The 18,555-nt window shown below is 71.5% G+C and carries 14 protein-coding genes; 7 read left to right on the forward strand and 7 right to left on the reverse strand.

Annotation, left to right across the window (positions count from 1 at the left end):
• The first annotated feature begins 73 nt into the window (after nt 1-73).
• Nucleotides 74-634: a GNAT family N-acetyltransferase gene (locus tag QSK37_RS08355; protein WP_285618704.1), complete on the forward strand. Its 561-nt coding sequence runs from the start codon at nt 74-76 to the stop codon at nt 632-634.
• A gap of 3 nt (nt 635-637) precedes the next feature.
• On the opposite strand, the gene QSK37_RS08360 is transcribed toward QSK37_RS08355, so the two are convergent.
• From QSK37_RS08360 to mfd, 4 genes are all read right to left on the reverse strand, one after another.
• Nucleotides 638-844, reverse strand: coding sequence for a DUF4287 domain-containing protein (locus QSK37_RS08360; RefSeq protein ID WP_285618706.1), 207 nt, complete (start codon nt 842-844; stop codon nt 638-640).
• Nucleotides 845-908: 64 nt separating this feature from the next.
• Entirely contained in the window at nt 909-1,844 is a 936-nt protein-coding gene (locus QSK37_RS08365; protein WP_285618707.1) for a nucleoside triphosphate pyrophosphohydrolase, read from the reverse strand.
• Nucleotides 1,832-2,551: a SurA N-terminal domain-containing protein gene (locus QSK37_RS08370; protein ID WP_285618709.1), complete on the reverse strand. Its 720-nt coding sequence runs from the start codon at nt 2,549-2,551 to the stop codon at nt 1,832-1,834. Before QSK37_RS08370 ends, QSK37_RS08365 begins: the two co-directional genes overlap by 13 nt.
• Before the next feature lie 38 nt (nt 2,552-2,589).
• Entirely contained in the window at nt 2,590-6,156 is a 3,567-nt protein-coding gene (gene mfd / locus QSK37_RS08375) for a transcription-repair coupling factor (RefSeq protein WP_285618711.1), read from the reverse strand.
• A 183-nt stretch (nt 6,157-6,339) separates the two neighbouring features.
• Between mfd and QSK37_RS08380 the strand changes: the two genes are divergently transcribed.
• The 4 genes from QSK37_RS08380 to QSK37_RS08395 all read left to right on the forward strand — a co-directional run bounded on the left by QSK37_RS08380 (nt 6,340) and on the right by QSK37_RS08395 (nt 11,113).
• On the forward strand, nt 6,340-7,044 hold the full coding sequence (locus QSK37_RS08380; protein WP_285618713.1) for a class I SAM-dependent methyltransferase: 705 nt from the start codon (nt 6,340-6,342) through the stop codon (nt 7,042-7,044).
• Between the two features lie 61 nt (nt 7,045-7,105).
• Nucleotides 7,106-8,626: an adenylyl-sulfate kinase gene (gene cysC, locus QSK37_RS08385; RefSeq protein WP_285618714.1), complete on the forward strand. Its 1,521-nt coding sequence runs from the start codon at nt 7,106-7,108 to the stop codon at nt 8,624-8,626.
• A 105-nt stretch (nt 8,627-8,731) separates the two neighbouring features.
• A complete protein-coding gene (locus tag QSK37_RS08390; protein ID WP_285618715.1) occupies nt 8,732-9,673 on the forward strand; it encodes a sulfite exporter TauE/SafE family protein in 942 nt (313 codons plus the stop codon).
• Nucleotides 9,674-9,952: 279 nt separating this feature from the next.
• Nucleotides 9,953-11,113 (forward strand): hypothetical protein, encoded by a 1,161-nt coding sequence (locus QSK37_RS08395; protein ID WP_285618716.1) that lies wholly within the window; start codon nt 9,953-9,955, stop codon nt 11,111-11,113.
• Nucleotides 11,114-11,190: 77 nt separating this feature from the next.
• Here the strand turns inward: QSK37_RS08395 and QSK37_RS08400 are convergent, their stop codons facing one another.
• The 3 genes from QSK37_RS08400 to QSK37_RS08410 all read right to left on the reverse strand — a co-directional run bounded on the left by QSK37_RS08400 (nt 11,191) and on the right by QSK37_RS08410 (nt 15,858).
• A complete protein-coding gene (locus QSK37_RS08400; protein ID WP_285618718.1) occupies nt 11,191-12,246 on the reverse strand; it encodes a CU044_5270 family protein in 1,056 nt (351 codons plus the stop codon).
• A gap of 11 nt (nt 12,247-12,257) precedes the next feature.
• The gene (locus QSK37_RS08405) at nt 12,258-12,839 is read right to left on the reverse strand and encodes an RNA polymerase sigma factor (RefSeq protein WP_285618719.1); all 582 of its coding nucleotides are present in this window, start codon (nt 12,837-12,839) and stop codon (nt 12,258-12,260) included.
• A 214-nt stretch (nt 12,840-13,053) separates the two neighbouring features.
• Nucleotides 13,054-15,858: a PKD domain-containing protein gene (locus QSK37_RS08410; RefSeq protein ID WP_285618720.1), complete on the reverse strand. Its 2,805-nt coding sequence runs from the start codon at nt 15,856-15,858 to the stop codon at nt 13,054-13,056.
• A 173-nt stretch (nt 15,859-16,031) separates the two neighbouring features.
• Here QSK37_RS08410 and QSK37_RS08415 point away from each other — a divergent pair, with 173 nt between their 5' ends.
• Both QSK37_RS08415 and QSK37_RS08420 read left to right on the forward strand, forming a co-directional pair.
• Nucleotides 16,032-17,123, forward strand: a complete 1,092-nt coding sequence (locus QSK37_RS08415) for a glycosyl hydrolase (protein WP_285618722.1) — start codon at nt 16,032-16,034, stop codon at nt 17,121-17,123.
• A gap of 63 nt (nt 17,124-17,186) precedes the next feature.
• On the forward strand, nt 17,187-18,545 hold the full coding sequence (locus QSK37_RS08420; RefSeq protein ID WP_285618724.1) for a hypothetical protein: 1,359 nt from the start codon (nt 17,187-17,189) through the stop codon (nt 18,543-18,545).
• The last annotated feature ends 10 nt before the right edge of the window (nt 18,546-18,555 follow it).

Genomic DNA, 18,555 nt, shown 5'->3' on the forward strand with positions numbered 1-18,555 from the left:
ACCTTGGGCGGCGTTTCGTCGGTTACCGGCGCTCTGAGAGCCTCCTGGCGTTCCGCGCCGATATGGTGCCCGGATGGCCCACAAGGATCACCGGGTGACCCTGCGCCCGCTCACCGCCGGCGACGAGCACGAGTTCCTCGCCCTGGTGGCCGCGAGCGCGGAGCTGCACCGGCCGTGGATGTCGCTGCCCGACACTCCCCCGAAGTTCCGCGCCTACGTCACGCGCTACGAGGGGCCGGACGAGGAGTCGCACCTCGTCTGCCGGCGTGACACCGGGGCCATCGTGGGCCTGATCAACATCAACAGCATCATCCGCGGGCGTTTCCAGTCCGCCTCCCTCGGCTACGCGGCGTTCGCCTCGTCGGCCGGCCGGGGATACATGTCCGAAGGGCTCGACCTGGTGGTTCGGCACGCCTTCGAGCAGCTGCGGCTGCACCGGCTGGAGGCCCAGATCCAGTCGGAGAACCACGCCTCCATCCGGCTGGTCCGCCGGGCCGGATTCCGCAACGAGGGCTGCTCACCGGACCTGCTGTTCATCGACGGGGCCTGGCGGGACCACGAACGCTGGGCCATCACCAACGCGATGGCCGGCATCGTCCCCGCCGAGCCGCACCCGACGCTGCCCGAGCGCTGACGCCTACTCGCGTCCGGCCAAGCTGTGCGCGACCAGGGCGTTGGCGTGCCCGTGCCCGAGGCCGTGCTCGGTCTTGAGCCAGTTGACGAGCTCCATGTGCCTGGTCAGCGGCGAACCCTCGATCAGCGCCAGCCATTCGGTGACGGGACGGCCGTACTTCTTCTCGATCGACGGAAAATAGCTGGCAGGACCCTTCACAGGATCAGTCATGGGGGCCATCATGCCAGCCGCCACCGACAGACCCGAGCGCACCTCCGGATGACGCCCCTGCGGCTCAGGACTCGCCGGAGTCCTCCCAGTCGCGGACGCGGTCGTGGAAGCGCCTCGCGGCGGCGCGAAGCTCGGCCTCCGGGTCGCGGCCCTCCTCGCGCAACCGGTTGACCAGGGCGAACAACTCCGCGCCGGTCCCCTCGTCGGAGAACAGCTCCGCCGGGACACCCGCCTTGGCGGCGCGTCGCTGCAGCTTGGCCGCGAGCGACAGCGCGGGCTGGCCCATCGGCACGCCGTGGAAGATCGACGCGTCCTCTCCGCGCTCGGCCGACTTGATCTTGTCCCAGTTGGCGTTGACCTCGTCGGCGTCGGCGACCGTGACCTCGCCGAACACGTGCGGATGGCGGCGGACCAGCTTGGCCACGATGCCCTCGGACACATCGTCGACGGTGAAGTCGTCGGACACCTCCGCGTGGAAGGCGACCTGCATGAGCACGTCGCCGAGCTCCTCGCGGAGGGCCTCCAGGTCGCCGCTCTCGATCGTGTCGACGACCTCGTACGCCTCTTCGAGCAGGTACGGCGCGAGGGAGGCGTGCGTCTGCTCGCGGTCCCACGGGCACTCGCGGCGCAGCGTCTCCATCACCGTGACCAGGTCGAGGAAGCGTGCGCCCGGCAGGTCGTACGCGCCGTGCACGACCTCCACCTCGGGCGGGTCGTCCATGCCGATGAGGGCCGTGCCGACCGCGCGCATCAGGGCCTCGTCGCCGTCTTCGGCGGCCAGCCACACGACCGTGCCGTCCGCCGCGGCGCGCACGAGGGCCGCCGCGTCCGGGTCGGTCACCTCGACCTCGATCCCGGCGGCGGCGATGTACGGCAGCTGTGGGTGCTCGGCCGAGCCGGTCAGGACCCGGCCGGCCGTGCGCAGCGCCTGCCAGGCCGGCCAGGTCAGCTGCCCCGGCGCGACGCGGGGCGAGGACGCGAGGAAGGTCAGAGTTGGCACTTGATCTCACCGGCGGCATCGGGAGTGCCGGAGTCGGGGGTGGACAGATGGGGGCAGACCGGGCCGAGCGAGATCGTCTGGTCGTCGAACTCGCCGAAGCGCGGGTTCACCGTGATGCCGACGTGCCGCTTGGCGTTCGCGTAGTCGCCCGCGAGCCGCTGCAGCACCTGCTGCCCCTGCTGCTGGTCGACGGGCTGGTCGGGGTTGACCCCGTACCGCTGGAGCATCGTCCGCTGGATCAGCACGCTCCGCGCGTAGTCCTCGTCGTAGGAGGTCGGCAGGCCCTGCGCCACGACGTACGCGTCGAGGCTCTGCTGGCCGCCCTGGGACGCGATGAAGGCGTCCACCTGGCCCGGCGCGGTGGACACGTGCTGTTCGCGGGCGACCTCGTCCCACAGGCGGATCTGGATCACCTTGTACAGCACGCTGCGCTGCGGCGAGGACGGGTCGTACGGGCCCTGCTGCTGCCCTGCCTGCTGACCCGCCTGCTGCCGCTGGGCCTCCTTCGCCGCGGCGACGATCTGGCCCGCCTGGGGGTAGTGCGGCAGCTCCTTGGCCCACTGGTTCGCGGCGGAGTCGACCTTGGAGACGGAGATGCGGTCATGGCCGACGATGGCGGCGGCGCCCGGCTGCACGGGGCCGCACGCGGCCAGGGCGGTACCGGCGGCCAGTGCGCAGACGGCGGTCTTCAGCGACTTACGGAACACGCGTGTCCTTCTCGTTTCGTGGCTCTCGGGGAACCATCTCACTGCGCCACCGGCTCGGGGAGGAACAGCGCCTCGACGAGGTCGGTGGCCCATTTCAGCAGCTCCTGGTCGCGCAGCGGGCGGCCGCCCAGCGGAGCCGTCTTGGGCGTCGGCACCAGCAGCGTATTGGTCGCGGCCTTGAGGATGCTCTTGGGGTACAGGCGTTGCAGCCGGACCCGGCGCGAGTCCGGCAGCTGCACGGGTGAGAACCGGATGTGGTTGCCCTGCAGGGTGACGTCCGTCAGCCCGGCCCGGCGCGCGAGGGCACGGAACCGCGCGACCTCCAGGAGGTTCAGCACCGGCACCGGCAGCGGGCCGAAACGGTCGGCGAGCTCCTCGCGCACGGGTTCGAGCTCCGAACCGTCCTGGACGCCCGCGATGCGGCGGTACGCCTCCAGCCGCAGCCGCTCCCCCGGGACGTACTCGTGCGGGATGTGCGCGTCGACCGGCAGCTCGACCTTGACCTCGGGTGTCTCGGCCGGACCGTCCTCGCGCAGCTCGCGCACGGCCTCGCCGACCATCCGGACGTACAGGTCGAAACCGACGCCGGCGATGTGGCCGGACTGCTCGGCGCCGAGGACGTTGCCGGAGCCTCGGATCTCCAGGTCCTTCATGGCCACGAACATGCCCGCGCCCATCTCGGTGTGCTGGGCGATCGTGGCCAGCCGCTCGTGCGCGGTCTCGGTGAGCGGCGCCTCGGGCGGGTACAGGAAGTAGGCGTACGCGCGCTCGCGCCCGCGCCCGACCCGGCCGCGCAGCTGGTGGAGCTGCGACAGGCCGTACATGTCGGCCCGGTCGACGATCAGCGTGTTGGCGTTCGGGATGTCCAGCCCGCTCTCCACGATCGTCGTGGCGACCAGGACGTCGTACTCCTTCTCCCAGAAGTCGACCATGATCTTCTCGAGCTGGTGCTCGTTCATCTGGCCGTGCGCGACGCCGACCCGGGCCTCGGGCACCAGTTCGGCCAGGTGCTTGGCCACCTTGTCGATCGAGCGCACGCGGTTGTGGACGAAGAAGACCTGGCCCTCGCGGAGCAGCTCACGGCGGATCGCGGCGGCGATCTGCTTGTCGTCGTACGGGCCGACGAACGTCAGCACCGGATGCCGCTCCTCGGGCGGGGTGAGGATCGTCGACATCTCGCGGATACCGGACAGGCCCATCTCCAGGCTGCGCGGGATCGGCGTGGCCGACATGGCCAGGACGTCGACCTGGGTGCGCATCTCCTTGAGGCGTTCTTTGTGCTCGACGCCGAACCGCTGCTCCTCGTCGATGATGACCAGGCCCAGCTCCTTGAACCGGATCTCGGGCGACAGCAGCCGGTGCGTGCCGATGACCAGGTCGACGCTGCCGTCGGCGAGACCGCGCAGTGTCTCGGCGACCTCGCCGGCGGTCTGGAACCGGCTGATCGGCTTGATGGTGACCGGGAACGCCGCGAACCGCTCGGCGAACGTCGACAGGTGCTGCTGCACCAGCAGCGTCGTGGGCACCAGGACCGCGACCTGCCGGCCGTCCTGGACCGCCTTGAACGCCGCGCGCACCGCGATCTCGGTCTTGCCGTAGCCGACGTCGCCGCAGATCAGCCGGTCCATCGGCACCGGCTTCTCCATGTCGGACTTGACCTCGTCGATCGCACCGAGCTGGTCGGGCGTCTCGACGTACGGGAAGGCGTCCTCCAGCTCCCGCTGCCACGGCGTGTCGGGCGCGAACGCGTGCCCCGGCGAGGCCTGCCGGGCGGAGTAGAGCCGGATCAGCTCGCCCGCGATCTGGCGCACCGCCTTGCGGGCGCGGCCCTTCTGCTTCTGCCACTCCGCGCCGCCGAGCCGGTGCAGGCTGGGCGCCTCGCCGCCGACGTAGCGGGTGACCTCCTCCAGCTGGTCGGTCGGCACGAACAGCCGGTCGCCCTTGGCGTACTCGATGATGAGGTACTCGCGGGTGGCGCCCTGGACCGTACGGCTCGCCATCTCGACGTAGCGGCCGACGCCGTGCTGCTCGTGCACGATGTAGTCGCCGGGAGTGAGCCGCAGCGGGTCGATGCCGCCGCGGCGGCGCGACGGCATGCGCCGCATGTCCTTGGTGGAGGACTTCTGCCCGGACAGGTCGGTCTCGGTGAGGACCGCGAGGCGCACCGCGTCCCAGACGAAGCCGTGGTCGAGGCGCCCGCAGGCGACGTTCACGAGCGCGGGCTCCGGCGGGCCGTCCAGGTCGGCGACCTTGGCGCCGAGGCCCTCCTCGCGGACCACCTCGGCGAGGCGCTCGGCCGGGCCGTGCCCCTCGGTGACGAGCACGACGCGCCAGCCGTCGTGGATCCAGCCCTTCACGTCGGCCATGACGCGCTGGGTGTCGCCGCGGTAGAAGTCGGCGGCGCGCGCGCCGACGCGCAGCGCGTCGCCGTCGGGCTCGCCGCTCACCTCGGTGACCTCGGTCAGCTCCCCGGTGGCGTCGGAGTACTCCCGCCGCGTCGTCGTTTCGGCGCTCGCGAACGGGGTGATGGTGCGCCACGGCAGGCCGAGCCCGGAGGCGTGGTCGCGCACCTCTTCGAGCGTGCGGTAGGCCGCCTCGCCGAGGTCGATCGGCGCCTCGCCGCCCGCGGCGGCGTTGACCCAGGACGCCTCGAGGAACTCCTGGCCGGTGCTGACCAGCTCCGCGGCCCGCGTCCGGATGCGCTCGGGGTCGCAGACGACCACCCAGGAGCCGTCGGGCAGCACGTCGAGCAGCAGCTCCATGTGGTCGGCGAGCACGGGCGCGAACGCCTCCATGCCCTCGACCGCCGAGCCGTCGGCGATCTGGTCGAGGACCTCGGCCAGCGCCGGGTGCTCGCTCGCCAGGTCCTTGGCGCGCTCGCGCACGGACTCCGTCAGCGGCAGTTCGCGGCAGGGCGGCGCCCACAGGCCGTCCTGCGCCACCTCCAGCGAGCGCTGGTCGGCCGCCTTGAAGTAGCGGATCTCCTCGACCTGGTCGCCCCAGAACTCCACGCGCAGCGGGTGCTCCTCGGTGGGCGGGAAGACGTCGAGGATGCCACCGCGCACGGCGATCTCACCGCGCTTCTCCACCAGGTCGACCCGGTTGTAGCCGCCGTCGGCCAGCCGCCGGACGACGTCGTCGAGCTCCACCTCGTCCTGGGCGCGCAGGCGTACGGGCTCCAGGTCGCCGAGGCCGGACACGATGGGCTGCAGCACGGCGCGGACCGGGGCGACCACGACGCGCAGCGGACCCGCCGCGGGGTCGTCCGGGTCGCCGTGCGCCAGGCGCCGCAGCACGGCGAGACGCTGGCCGACCGTGTCCGAGCGCGGCGACAGCCGCTCGTGCGGCAGCGTCTCCCAGGCCGGGAACGCCGCGACGTCGGCGGGATCGAGCAGGCTCGTCAGCGCGGCGGTGAGGTCCTCGGCCTCGCGTTCGGTGGCGGTGACCATCAGGACGGTACGACCGGGTTCGCGGGCGAACGCGGCACCGAGAAGCGGCCTTAGCGCGGGCGGCGCGACGAGGTCGAGCCGCGGGTCGCCACCGGAGACCGCCGCCACGAGGGCGGGGTCGGCCGAGGCGACGTCGAGCAGTCCGGAAAGGGTCATGAGCTCACAGAGGCGGGCAGCGGGAAACACCCGAAGGCAGTGGCGCCCCCAGGGGTTCCCAGCCTACGCGCACCCGGTTACCACAGGGGCGCCTCCCCATGAGGAGCGGTAAGACGAAACGCACCACACGGACAAAGTCGATTGCGAGCACGATGCGGATGCGGGCGACTACTCTCCGGAGTTGTGACCGACCTGCGAACACCGCCGATTCACGACGGTGGCCTGTTCCCAGCACGCGTCCGGGAGTACGCCCTCGAGAGGCCCATGCAGCGGCTCGCGATCCTCGACGCCGGCTGCGGGTGGGCGCGCGAGATCGAGCTGGCCGCCCATGAGTGCGTCATCACCGGCGTGGACGACGACCAGCCGCCGCTGCGCGCGCACACGGAGTCGCGGCGTGACCTCGACAGCTGGCAGCTGGGCGACCTGCGCACCGTCCCGATGCCGCCGCGCGTGTACGACGTGGTCCGCGCCTCGCACCTGATCGAGCGGATCGCGCACGCGGAACTCGTGCTCGACCGCTTCGTCGCCGCGCTGAAACCGGGCGGGATGATGGTCGTGCGGTTCCGCGACCGCGCCGGCGCCTTCGGCTACCTCGACCGTCGACTGCCGCACTGGCTGCGGCAGCTGCTGTGGCACCACGAGCAGCCGCCGCCGGCCGTGTACGACCGGGTCGCCTCGCTGGAGGGCATGCGCTGGTACTGCATGATGCGCGGGCTGGTCATCGCCGAGGAGATCACCTCGCGCGACACCGTGACCGGCTTCGGACGCGTGATGGGCATCGCGTTCCGTGTCGTGGCGCTGCTCGGCCGCGGCCGGGTGACCTCGGCCTACAGTGAGGTCACCATGGTGATCCGCAAGCCGGAAAACCGCTTCGCCCGCATCATCTGAGGTGTCCTGTGCAGCGCGTACAGTGCAATGGTCAGGGGTCTAGACACGATCGGAGTCCGCGTTGACCACCGAAACCGGCGAGCTGCGCGATCTGCCGACTCTCACGCCGGGCCCGGCCGAGCTGGCCGACCTCGAGCTCCTGCTGAACGGCGCGTTCCAGCCGCTCACCGGATTCCTGGGCGCGGTCGACGCCGCGACCGTCGCGGCGGCCGGGCGGCTGTCCGACGGCACGCCCTGGCCGGTGCCGGTGACGCTCGCCGTCCCCGAGGACCTGGTGAAGGAAGAACGCCTGATCCTGACCGATCCCGAAGGCGTGCCGCTCGCGGTGCTGACCGCGGCCGAGGCGTGGAAGGAACCCGCGCCCGCGCCGGACGCCCTGGCCGACGCCGACCCGCTGCGCGAGCCGGCCCCCTCGGGATGGCGGATGGCCGGACCGGTCACGCCGCTGCGCACACCCGAGCACGGCCCGTTCCGCGGGCTCCGCGTACCGCCGGACGAGGTGCGCCTGGAGCTGGCGGGCGCCCCGGCCCTCGCCGTCGCGACGCGCACGCCGCTGCACCGGCGTCAGCTCGGACAGTTGCGCCAGCTCGCCGAGAAGCTCGGCGCGCGGGTCCTCGTCCTGCCGCTCCTGGGCGAGGGCGGCCACGACGCGCTCGTGCGCGCGGTGCTGAGCGTGCGCCGCGACCTGCCGGGCGACGCGCTGGTCGTGCCCGTGCCGCTGGCCGAACGCCACGGACGCGAGCTGCTGCTCACCGCGCACGTCGCCGCCGCGTACGGCGCGACGCATCTGTTCGCGCCGTCGTTCACCGCGGCCGACGAGGAGGCGGCGCCGCTGACGCTCGCCGCTCCGGAGCCGTGGGCGTTCGACGAGAGCCTCGACGTGTGGCGGCCGACCGCCAAGATCGAGCCTGATGACGTGCGCGACGAGCCGACCGACGAGGAGTTGGCCGACCTGCTCGACCGCGGCGAGGAGATCCCCGAGTGGTTCACCACGCCCGCGGTGGCCGAGGAGCTGCGGCGCGCCCACCCGCCGCGGCACCGGCGGGGCGTGACGGTGTTCTTCACGGGCCTGTCCGGCTCGGGCAAGTCGACGCTCGCGCGCGGCCTGTCCGACATGCTGGTCGAGCGCGGCGGCCGTACGGTGACGCTGCTGGACGGCGACGTCGTCCGCCGGCTGCTGTCGGCCGGCCTGACGTTCTCCCGCGAGGACCGCGACCTCAACATCCGCCGCATCGGGTACGTCGCGGCCGAGATCACCCGCCATGGCGGGGTGGCCGTCTGCGCCCCGATCGCCCCGTACGCCGCCACCCGCGCGGAGGTGCGCCGCATGGTGGAGGCGGCCGGCGACTTCGTCCTCGTCCACGTGTCCACGCCGCTGGCCGAGTGCGAGCGCCGTGACCGCAAGGGCCTGTACGCCAAGGCGCGGGCCGGCGTCATCCCGGAGTTCACCGGCATCTCCGACCCGTACGAAGCGCCGGAGGACGCGGACCTGACGATCGACACGTCCGGCCTGTCCCCGCACGACGCCGTGACGCGGGTCTTCGACCACCTCGTCGCCGGAGACTGGGTCCGCACCGGCTGAGCCGAAAAGCCGGGCCGACAGGTCCGTTTACCACCACTCTGGTGGTCATTGTCCGCCGGAAGGTACGCTGGGGCGAGTTGCCTAGTTTGCCGGTAGGACATACAGATGCACTTCGACTTCACGATGGCGGCGGGGGCGCTCCTCGTGTCGGTCATCGTCGGCCTGACCGGCATGGGCGGCGGCGCCCTGATGACGCCGATGCTCACCGTGCTCTTCGGCGTTCCACCGCTCACCGCCGTCTCCAGCGACCTCGTCGCCGCGGCGATCATGAAGCCGGTGGGCAGCCTCGTGCACCTGCGTCACGGCACCGTCAACCTCCGCCTCGTCGGCTGGCTCTGCGCGGGCTCGGTGCCCTCCGCCTTCTGCGGCGTGCTCATCGCCCGCGCCCTCGGGGACGGCAGCGGGGTGCAGGACGTGATCGGCAAGGCGATGGGCGTGGCCCTCCTCATGGCCGCCGCCGGCCTGGCCATCCGCGGGTACCTCGCGATGAAGGACCGGGCCTCCCGCCGCCCCGACCGCCGTACGGCCGCTCCCGGCTCACCGGCCTCCGAGCCCCCGCCCGTCATCGCCGTACGGCCGGTCCCCACAGTGATCGTCGGGATCGTCGGCGGCCTGAGCGTGGGCATGACCTCGGTCGGCTCCGGATCGCTCATCATCGTGACGCTGCTCGCGCTCTATCCCACCCTGAAGGCCAACCACCTCGTCGGCACGGACCTGCTGCAGGCGGTGCCGCTGGTGTGGGCCGCCGCGCTCGGGCACATCTTCTTCGGGGACTTCCACCTCGCGGTCACCGTCGCGTTGCTGGCCGGGTCGATCCCCGGTGTGATCATCGGCTCGCTGATCTCCGCACGCGCGCCGGGCGGGCTGATCCGGCGCGTCCTGGCGTTCGTGCTGCTGGCGTCGGCACTGAAGATGTTCGGCATCGGCAACGCCGCGATGTTGTGGATCCTCCTCGCCGTGCTGGTCGGCGCGGCGGCCCTGTGGATGCTGCTGCGGGCCGCCCACGGCCTGCGCCCGATCGCGATCTTCGACCGCCAGCGCGGCTGATTTCAGGCGGCTGATTCGGAAGGGAATGCGGCCCGGCGCCGCCTATTTCCCGTACTTCCGGGCAAGCGCGGCGATCAACGGCAACAATGATGTCTCGATCAACACCGAGCCACGGATCCCCGCCAGAGGCCTGTGATAGACAAGCTCGGTTCACGGGTGAAGAAAATTGGGAGCAAAACCATGCGCCGACGCGTGCTCAGTGTGGCGATAGCCACCGCAGCCGCCACCGCAGGGGCCGCCGTTCCCGCGGCCCAGGCCGATATCGCGCAAAGCGCGGTTGTGTCGCAGAACCCGGTCAACACGACGCCGAACGTCACCGACGGCACGGTTCGCGCCATCGCCGTCGTGGGTTCGAAGGTCGTCGTCGCCGGTAACTTCGACCACGTCAAGAACGCCGGGTCGAGCACGAGCATCTCGCGGCACAACATCTTCGCCTTCGACGCCAAGACCGGAAAGGTCGACACGAAGTTCGTGCCGAAGGTCGACGGCACCGTGTACGCCCTGCAGGCGGGCACGTCGAACACCGTGTACGTCGGCGGCTCGTTCACCAACACCAACGGCGTCGGGCTCGGCTCGCTGACCAAGCTCAGCGTCACCACCGGCAAGGCCGTCTCCGGCTTCAACCCGCGCGTCGGCCACGGGCTCATCTTCACGATGATCCGGCGCGGCAGCCACGTCTACATCGGCGGTGAGTTCACCACCATCGCCGGCAAGACCCACGCGCCCCTGGCCCGGGTGGACGCCACGACCGGCAAGGACGCCGGTCTCAACCTGTCCGTCACGACGCCGCGCTCGGGCGCGCTGAAGGTCTACCGGATGGCGGTCGACCCGGCCGACAAGCACCTCGTCATCGACGGCACCTTCACCCAGGTCGCTGGCAAGCGCCGCTACCAGATCGCGATGATCGACACCTCGGGCACGCCGGCGCTGTCCTCCTGGGCGACCGAGCGGTACGCCACGCCGTGCAGCTCGTCGTTCGACACCTACATGCGCGGCATCGACTTCGCCCCCGACGGCTCCTACTTCGTGGTCGTCACGACCGGCGCGCCCCACGGCACCAGCCAGCTGTGCGACTCGGCGGCCCGCTGGGAGACGAGCAAGACCGGCGCGGGCCAGAACCCGACCTGGGTGAACTGGACCGGCGGCGACACGCTCCTGTCCGTCTCGGTGACCGGCAAGGCGATCTACGTCGGCGGCCACCAGCGCTGGATGGACAACCCGCAGGGTCACGACAGCGCCGGCCCCGGCGCCGTGTCCCGCCCGGGCATCGCGGCGCTGAACCCGAGCGGCGGCAAGGCCCTGTCCTGGAACCCGACCCGCACCCGCGGCCACGGCGTCGAGGCCCTCGTCGCCACCTCCAGCGGCCTGTACGTCGGCAGCGACACCGACGAGCTGGGCCACGAGTACCACGGTCGCATCGGGGAGTTCCCGCTGTCGTAACCGCTCTTTGCGCGACACCGGCGACGCCGCCGGACCTGACGACAAGGTCCGGCGGCGTCGTCGTGTTCCCGGGCGGTTCAGGACTTCGGGCGCTCGCCGGCGTGGTCCACGATCCCCGCCGCCAGCTGGACGGTCTCGGTGTACTCCTGCCGGGCCTGGGCGCTCGTGGGCGACACGAGCACCCGCGGAGGCGTCCGCCCGGCACCGGGCGGCGCCTCGTTCGGATCCGCCGTCCAGACGAGCCGCTCGCCCCGGTACTCGTACGTGCGCGGGTCCAGGAGAATCTGCTCGCTCTGGAAGTCCCGTGGATAGGCCTCGGCCACCGCGAGGACGCGCCGACCCGCCAGGTCGGCCACGTCGCGCCGGACGACGACGTGCGGAAGCGTCGCCAGCACCCGGTAGAACGCCGCCTGCAACCTCGGCGGAAGCGCCACGTCGCGCAGCAGCTTGTCGGCCATCGAGAAGACGCACCCGGTGGGGTCCGCCGTGGACGGAGTGTGCGGGCAGAGCTTCTTCACGAGCTTGCCGGGATCGGTGGGCAGGACGGCGAGGCGGGCGTAGTCCTCGATCGGTGTCGTCTCGTCCGCGTCGTGATCGAGGTTCGCGACGTGCAGCCGGTGGCGGTCATCGTCGACCATGTTGTCGCCCCGGTACGCCTCGCGGGCGCCGTCGAACCGAGTCCAGACCTCCGTGACCATCGCCCTGCCGCCACCCGCGACCCGCACGCTGCCCTCCGCGCCGCGGTCCACACTGGAGTAGCTCATCTTCTTCACGTAGGCCCACTGGTCGGGACGCGGACGTACCGCGGCCCGTGTCTCGACGGCGTCCGCGGCGAGAGACAGCACCTGGGCGGCGTTGACGGGTGTCCCGGCCGTGGCCGATCCCGGCCGTGGCACGGCACCGGCCCCGTCGTGCGTGACGGCCTGCCGGACGACGGCGGCCGCGACGACCGCGACGACCAGACCGGCCGCGACGCCCGCCAGGCCCCACGGCCGCCGGATGGCGGGCACCGCCCGGCGCCGGGAGCCCGGATCGGCGGCGGCGATCAGCGCGGCGCGGGCCTTCTCCCGTGCCGGTTCCGGATACGAGGGCACGTCGGGGCGTGCCGTACGCAGCAGTTCGAGTTCGTCCATGTCCCGCCCCTTCATGCCGGTGACCTCTCGCCGATGGTCAGCGGATCGGCGCCGCCCAGTGCCTTGCGCGCCTTCCGCCGGGCACGGTGCAACCGTGAGCGCACCGTGCCGACCGGCACGTCCAGCGCCTCGGCCGCCTCCTCGTACGTCAGGTCCGCCCAGGCGATCAGCAACAGCAGGTCGCGTTCGCCGGCGGACAGCCGGCCGAGCATCCCGGCCAGCCGCCCGCCGAGCCGCTGGGCGCTCACCCGCCCGGCCGCCAGTTCCTCGAACGGCTCGGCCGCGGTCGTGGTGTCGAGACGGCCGAGCGCCCGCCGGCGCCGTGCCTCGGCGCGGCGATGCTCGCCGATGGTCCTCGTCGCGATGCCGTACAGCCACGGCCGCGCGTCGTCGCGTTCCCCGGAGAACCGGTCGCGTTTGCGGAACGCCGTGAGGAACGTCTCCGCCGTCGCGTCCTCGGCGACGTCCGGGCCCACCCGGCGCGCCAGATAGCGGAAGATCTCCGCGGAGTGCCGGTCGAACAGCGCGGCGAAGCACTCGGGTTCGCCAAGCGACCGTTCGATGAGCACGCGGTCGGAGAGTGGCTCGGTCACGGCATCACCCGGCGGCAGGCTAGGCGTGGCGGGCGGGGGGACGAACGTCCATGGGGTTCCTCTCGGCGCGGGGCGCGGTCACTCCTACTCGGCCGATCTCCCACGGACGGTTCCCGGATCCGGTGGACTGTTTCCGCGGCCGTCGCCCGGACACGCGGCGGGGCCGGGCGGTGGAGGTGCTCCGCCGCCCGGCCCCGCCGGTCGAATCCTCCGGCTACTGGTCGGCGGCCAGGACGATCGTCCAGGTGACCGCCCGGCTGGCCGCGTCCGTCGTCGCGGTCAGGCCGCCGTACGTGCCGGTCGGCACCGTCCCGCCGCTGTCGGCGGCCAGGGACGTGACCCGGCCGCTGCCGCTGCCGAGCGAGGTGCCCCGGCTCGTCACACCGCTCGGGGCCGTCCAGGCCGTCGTCGTCGACGACTTGTCCGACCACAGCGTCACCGCCCAGCTTCCCGCCGCCGACACGGTCGCGTTCGGCGAGGTGTGCGACGTCGTGCTCGCCGGGTCGGCGGTGTTGGTGGCGGCCGCGACCGGCGCCGTCGGGTTCGTGCCCCGGTAGGCGAGGACGCGCAGGTTGGCCTTCGCGTAGTCGCTCAGGCCGACCGACACCGTCTGCCCGGCGTCGCTCGCCGTGGCGACCTTCTGCCAGACCGTCGAGACGGCCGTGCCGACGGTCTGGGATCCGACCTGCTGCCAGCCGGACGGCGGCGTGACGGTCTTGGTCGTGTCGTTGTCGGTGAAGGCGAGCAGCAGCCCGTCTCCGGCCCGCACCGACGACGGGATCGTCACCGTCGCGTTCGTCGTGTTGGCGTTGTAGACGTCGGTGCCGACGTAGTCGATGTTCGCCGCGTTCGTCTGCACCTGCTGCGACGCCGCGTCCGTGCCGCCGCGGTCGTCGGTGACGGTCAGCTTGACCGTGTAGTCGCCGGCCGCGGCGTACGTGTGCTGCGGCGTCGCGCCCGTGCCGGTGGAGCCGTCACCGAAGTCCCAGGAGTACGACGCGATGGAACCGTCCGGGTCGGACGATCCCGAACCGTCGAAGGAGCAGGCGAGGTGGTCGCAGTTGGAGGTGAACGTCGCGGACGGCAGGCTGTTGGGCTTGCCCGCGTACAGGAACACGCCCTGTCCGCGCCAGTCGCCGCCGTCCACGACCGTGGGAGTGCCGGAGGGCACGCCGCCGGTGAAGTCCAGGCTCCGCAGCTTCCCGTCCGTGGTGCTGACGTAGTAGAGCCTGCCGCCCGCGGTGAACATGCCGCCGACCGTGCTCCAGTCGACGCCGGTCAGGTTGCCGGTGGCGGTGGACTCCAGCGCCGCGACGACGCCGCTCTCGGGGTTGAAGCCGCGGTAGTACAGCGCCGAGGTGCCCTTGGTGTAGTAGATCCGGCCGTTCGCGTAGAACATGCCCTTGATCGACTGAACCTCGGTGTGCCAGTCGCTCTCGCTGACCAGCGCGTCCGCGCCGTCGACGGTGCTCGCCGAGCCGAACGTCTTCCCGTCGAAGCTCCGCCGCGACAGGCTCCCGTCCGAGGCTCCGGTGTAGAGATCGTCGTTGATCATGAACGCGCCGCGCACCGTCCGCCAGTCGATCCCGCCGGTGTCATCGCTGGTGACCGACCCGGCGGTGGTGCCGTCGAAGGAGCGATGCGACAGGCTGTTCACCGTGGCCGTGCCGCCGGTGTAGACGTCGCCCGGCAGCGTGCCGGTGTTCTGCGTGGGCAGCGTCTTTCCGCCCGCCGTGGGGAACAGGGCGAGCTTCTGGTGGGTCTCGCCGCCGGTCTCGTCGGTGTCGCTGGCCATCCACAGGCCCTGCTGCGTGGCCAGCAGGTCGAAGACGCCCACGCCGCGGGTACGCCCGGGGTTCCACTGGAACGGCATGCCGTTCGCCGGGTCGAGCGCGGCGATGCCGGACCGCTCGACGGCGCCCCGGCCCGCCGCGTCCGAGCCGTACGGGTTGTTCGACCAGCGGAAGTGCCCGCCCACGTAGACCGCCGAGCCGGTGATCTCCACGGCGTACGTCGTGTCGCCGCCGGTGTAGGTCACCCAGGTCGGCTGGAGGTTCGAGCCGGTGGCCGAGGTCTCCCAGCGCGCCTGGCTGTCGCACATCTTGGTCGTGCCGCCGGCGGCGCCGGTGGTGGAGACGACGAAGAACCTGCCGTCCGGTGAGATGTCGACGTCGCGCATGTACGAGTCGAACGAGGCGGAGCAGGCGGCGGCGTATCGGCTGGTCTGCCAGTCGGCGAGCGTCGCGGAGGTCCCGCTCAGGTCGAGCATGACGATCTGTGGCCGGGACTGGCCGCCGACGGAGGTGAAGTTACCGACCGCGATGAGCTTCGAGCCGTCCGGTGTGACGTCCATCTTGTAGACGAGCGTGGTGCCGCCGTTCTGGGTGCCGCTGAACGACAGGCTCTGGAAGGCGTCCCGGCGCCCCGTGTCCGGGTTGAGCGCGGCCAGGGCGTTCTGGGCGGCCCCGTCGACCAGGTCGAAGTTGCCGCCGACCCACAGCCGTCCGCCGGCCAGCCGCAGGTCCTTGACCCGGGCGTCCAGGTTGGGCGTGAAGCCGGGCACGGGCTGGCCGGTGTCGACGTCGAGCCGCGCCAGGACCTTCTGCGCGACGCCGTCGATGTGGGTGAACATCCCGCCGAGGTAGATGGACTTGCCGTCGGCGGCGGGCAGCAGGACGGTCACCTCGCCGTCCGCGGACGGTTTGAAGCTGTCGTCGATCTTGCCGGTCGTCGCGTCGAAGGCGAGCACCCGGTCGCGGGTGATCACCGTGTCCGAGCCGGCCTCCTTGACCTGGGTGAAGTTGCCGCCGATGAAGATCCGGCTGCCGATCTGCACGACGGACTGGACGTCGCCGTCGACGAGGTTGGGTGTGAAGTTCGCCGGGTCGGCGCTGACGATGCCGGTCTGCGGGCCGGTCTGCGGCGTGTCCGCCCGTGCGGGCGGGCCGGCCGTCGTCGTGACGAGACCGGCCGCCAGCAACAGAGCGGCCCCACTTGCGATGAAGGTGCGAAGGCGCACGCGTTCTCCCCTTCCGCGCGCCCTCACCCGGCCCAGCGGGGGACGGCCGCCTGAGGGAGCTGATTCACGTGTGCGAGCAATGTAACCGTCACCAGGGACACCGTCTGGTGTCAGATATCCGTTTCATACCTTCTGCTCCACGCGTTGAGGGGGGCTGGTTATAGTGCGCAGCCATGGATAGACGTATGCCCGGCGTCGCCGGGCGCGCCTTTCTGGCCCTCACGACCGCGGTGTCACTGGCGGCCTGCGGCGTCATCGGAGGCAACGGCGGCGGCGACGAACCCGAGCTCGCGCCGCGGAGCGGCGACCCGTCCACCTCTCCCGCGAAGTGCACGGTCTCGGCCAAGCTCGTCCCCTCCTGCGGCGCGTGGTGGGGCGTCACCCCGGTCATCGGGTCGCGTCAGGACCCGGTCACCGCGGTGACCTCCTACGAACGCCAGATCGGCCGGTCCGTGGACATCTACCACGGCTACCACTCCTACGCCGACCTGTTCCCGTCCGCCCGCGAGATCGCGCTGACCCGCCAGTCGGGCAAACACCGCATGCTGGTCCTCAACTGGAAGCCCGACAGCGGGAAGACGTGGAAGCAGGTGGCCGCCGGGGCCGCGGACGCCCAGATCGCCCGCGAGGCGGCGTATCTCAAGGCGCACTTCACCAAGAAGTTCTGGCTCGTCATCCACCACGAGCCGGAGGAAGAGGTCAAGACCGCGCCGAACTCCGGCTACACCGCCGCCGACTACCGGGCGATGTTCCGGCACGTCGTCACGCGGTTCCGCGCCGCCGGTGCGAAGAACATCCTCTTCACGATGGTCTACATGGGCTACACCGGCTACATGGCCAAGCCGTGGTTCGGCGACCTGTACCCGGGCGACAAGTACGTCGACTGGATCGGCTACGACCCGTTCGCCAAGTCCAACATCAAGGACTACGCGAACCTCGTCAACAAGGTCGCTCCCGCGCAACAGGACCTCGGCTTCCCCGGCTTCTACGACTACTCCGCCAAGCACTTCCCCGACAAGCCGCTCATGCTGTCGGAATGGGCCGTGCTGGAGGTGCCGGGCGACCCGGGCCGCAAGCCGGCGTTCTTCAAGGGCGTCGGGAAGCAGTTCGCCAAGTACCCGCGCATCAAGGCGCTGTCGTACTTCAACACGACCCACGCGGTGAACATGCCGGACGGCGGGAACACCAGCATCGACGCGACCTCGCAGGCCCTGAAGGCGTTCCGCGCGCTCGGCAAACGGCCCGAGTTCAACGTTGAGCGCTGAGCACCACGCTCTCCGGGTTAGTCTCGGACTTTCCGCAGGGGATACGAGAACAGGGCGTTCAGGGTGGGCACAACGAGGGTCGTCCCGGCACGAGTGATGGCGCGGCCGGCCACGTGGCGTCCGTCCGCCGGCTGGCCGCTCGCCGTGATCTTCCTGGGTTTCCCGGTCTGGTGGCTGCTCGGCCTGGGCATGCTGATCTTCCTGATCATGAGCGTGCCGATGGCCGTGTACCTCTACAAACGGCGGTCGCGGCTGCTCGTCCCCCGCGGCTTCGGCGCCTGGGCGCTGTTCCTGTGCTGGGTGGTCCTCGGCGTCGGCGTGCTGTGGGCGAACGCGCCCGGCGCGGTGCCCGGCGGGAGCATGGGCCGGCTGCTGGCGTTCGCCTGGCGCATCGCCTGGTACGCCGCCTCGACGGTCGTGTGCCTCTACATCGCCAACCTGAGCGACGAGGAACTGCCCGCCGACCGGGTCGGGCGGCTGCTCGGGTGGATGTTCATCGTGACGACCGGAGGCGGCCTGCTCGGCACGTTCGCCCCGCACCTGCAGCTGACCTCGCCGCTCGAGATGGTGCTGCACACCCACAACACCTTCCTGCTCGACGCCATCCATCCCAAGACCGCCGACGTGGCGACGATCCTCGGGTACGAACAGGCGCGGCCGATGGCGCCGTTCGCCTACGCCAACACCTGGGGCGCCGCGTACGCCTTCTTCCTGCCGTTCTTCGTCATCACCTGGATCTGGCGGGCCGGCCGGTGGCGGCGCGTCACCGGCGTCGTCATCCTGCTGGCGTCCCTGTGGCCCGTCGTCTACTCCCTCGACCGCGGCCTGTGGATCGCGCTCGGCGTGATCGTCTGCTTCGCCGGTCTCAAGGGAGTGGCCCGCGGCGGGCGGCGCGCGCTGCGACTCGCGGTCGCGGGCATGGTCGTCGGCGGCCTCGTCTTCGCGGTCTCACCGCTGCCGGACATGATCCAGGCGCGGATCCAGAACCCGCACAGCAACAACCGCCGTACCCTCCTGGCCGAGCAGAGCGTGCGCAGCGCGCTCACCGGCTCGCCGATCGTCGGCTTCGGCACGACACGTCAGGTCCAGGGCAACCTCAGCTCCCTCACCGGCGGCGACCGGCCGGGCTGCAAGGCGTGCGGCGCGCCGCCGCTCGGCACGCAGGGCCACATCTGGCTGCTGCTGTTCGCCAACGGCCTCATCGGCACGATCGCGTTCCTCGCCTTCTTCCTCATCCGGTTCGCCCGGCACTGGCGGGAGCGCTCGGCGTACGGCGTGGCCGGCTGCTGCGTGCTGCTGGCGTTCGGACTGTTCCTCTTCATCTACGACCTGGTGGAGGTTCCCCTGTACACGGTGATGATCGCGGTGGCGCTGATGTGGCGCGCCCGGCGCGAGGCCGACGCCCTGGCGGGTGGCGCGTGAGCAGGGAGGG

The sequence above is a fragment of the Actinoallomurus iriomotensis genome, from assembly GCF_030269445.1.
In the GTDB taxonomy this organism is placed as follows: Bacteria; Actinomycetota; Actinomycetes; order Streptosporangiales; family Streptosporangiaceae; genus Actinoallomurus; species Actinoallomurus iriomotensis.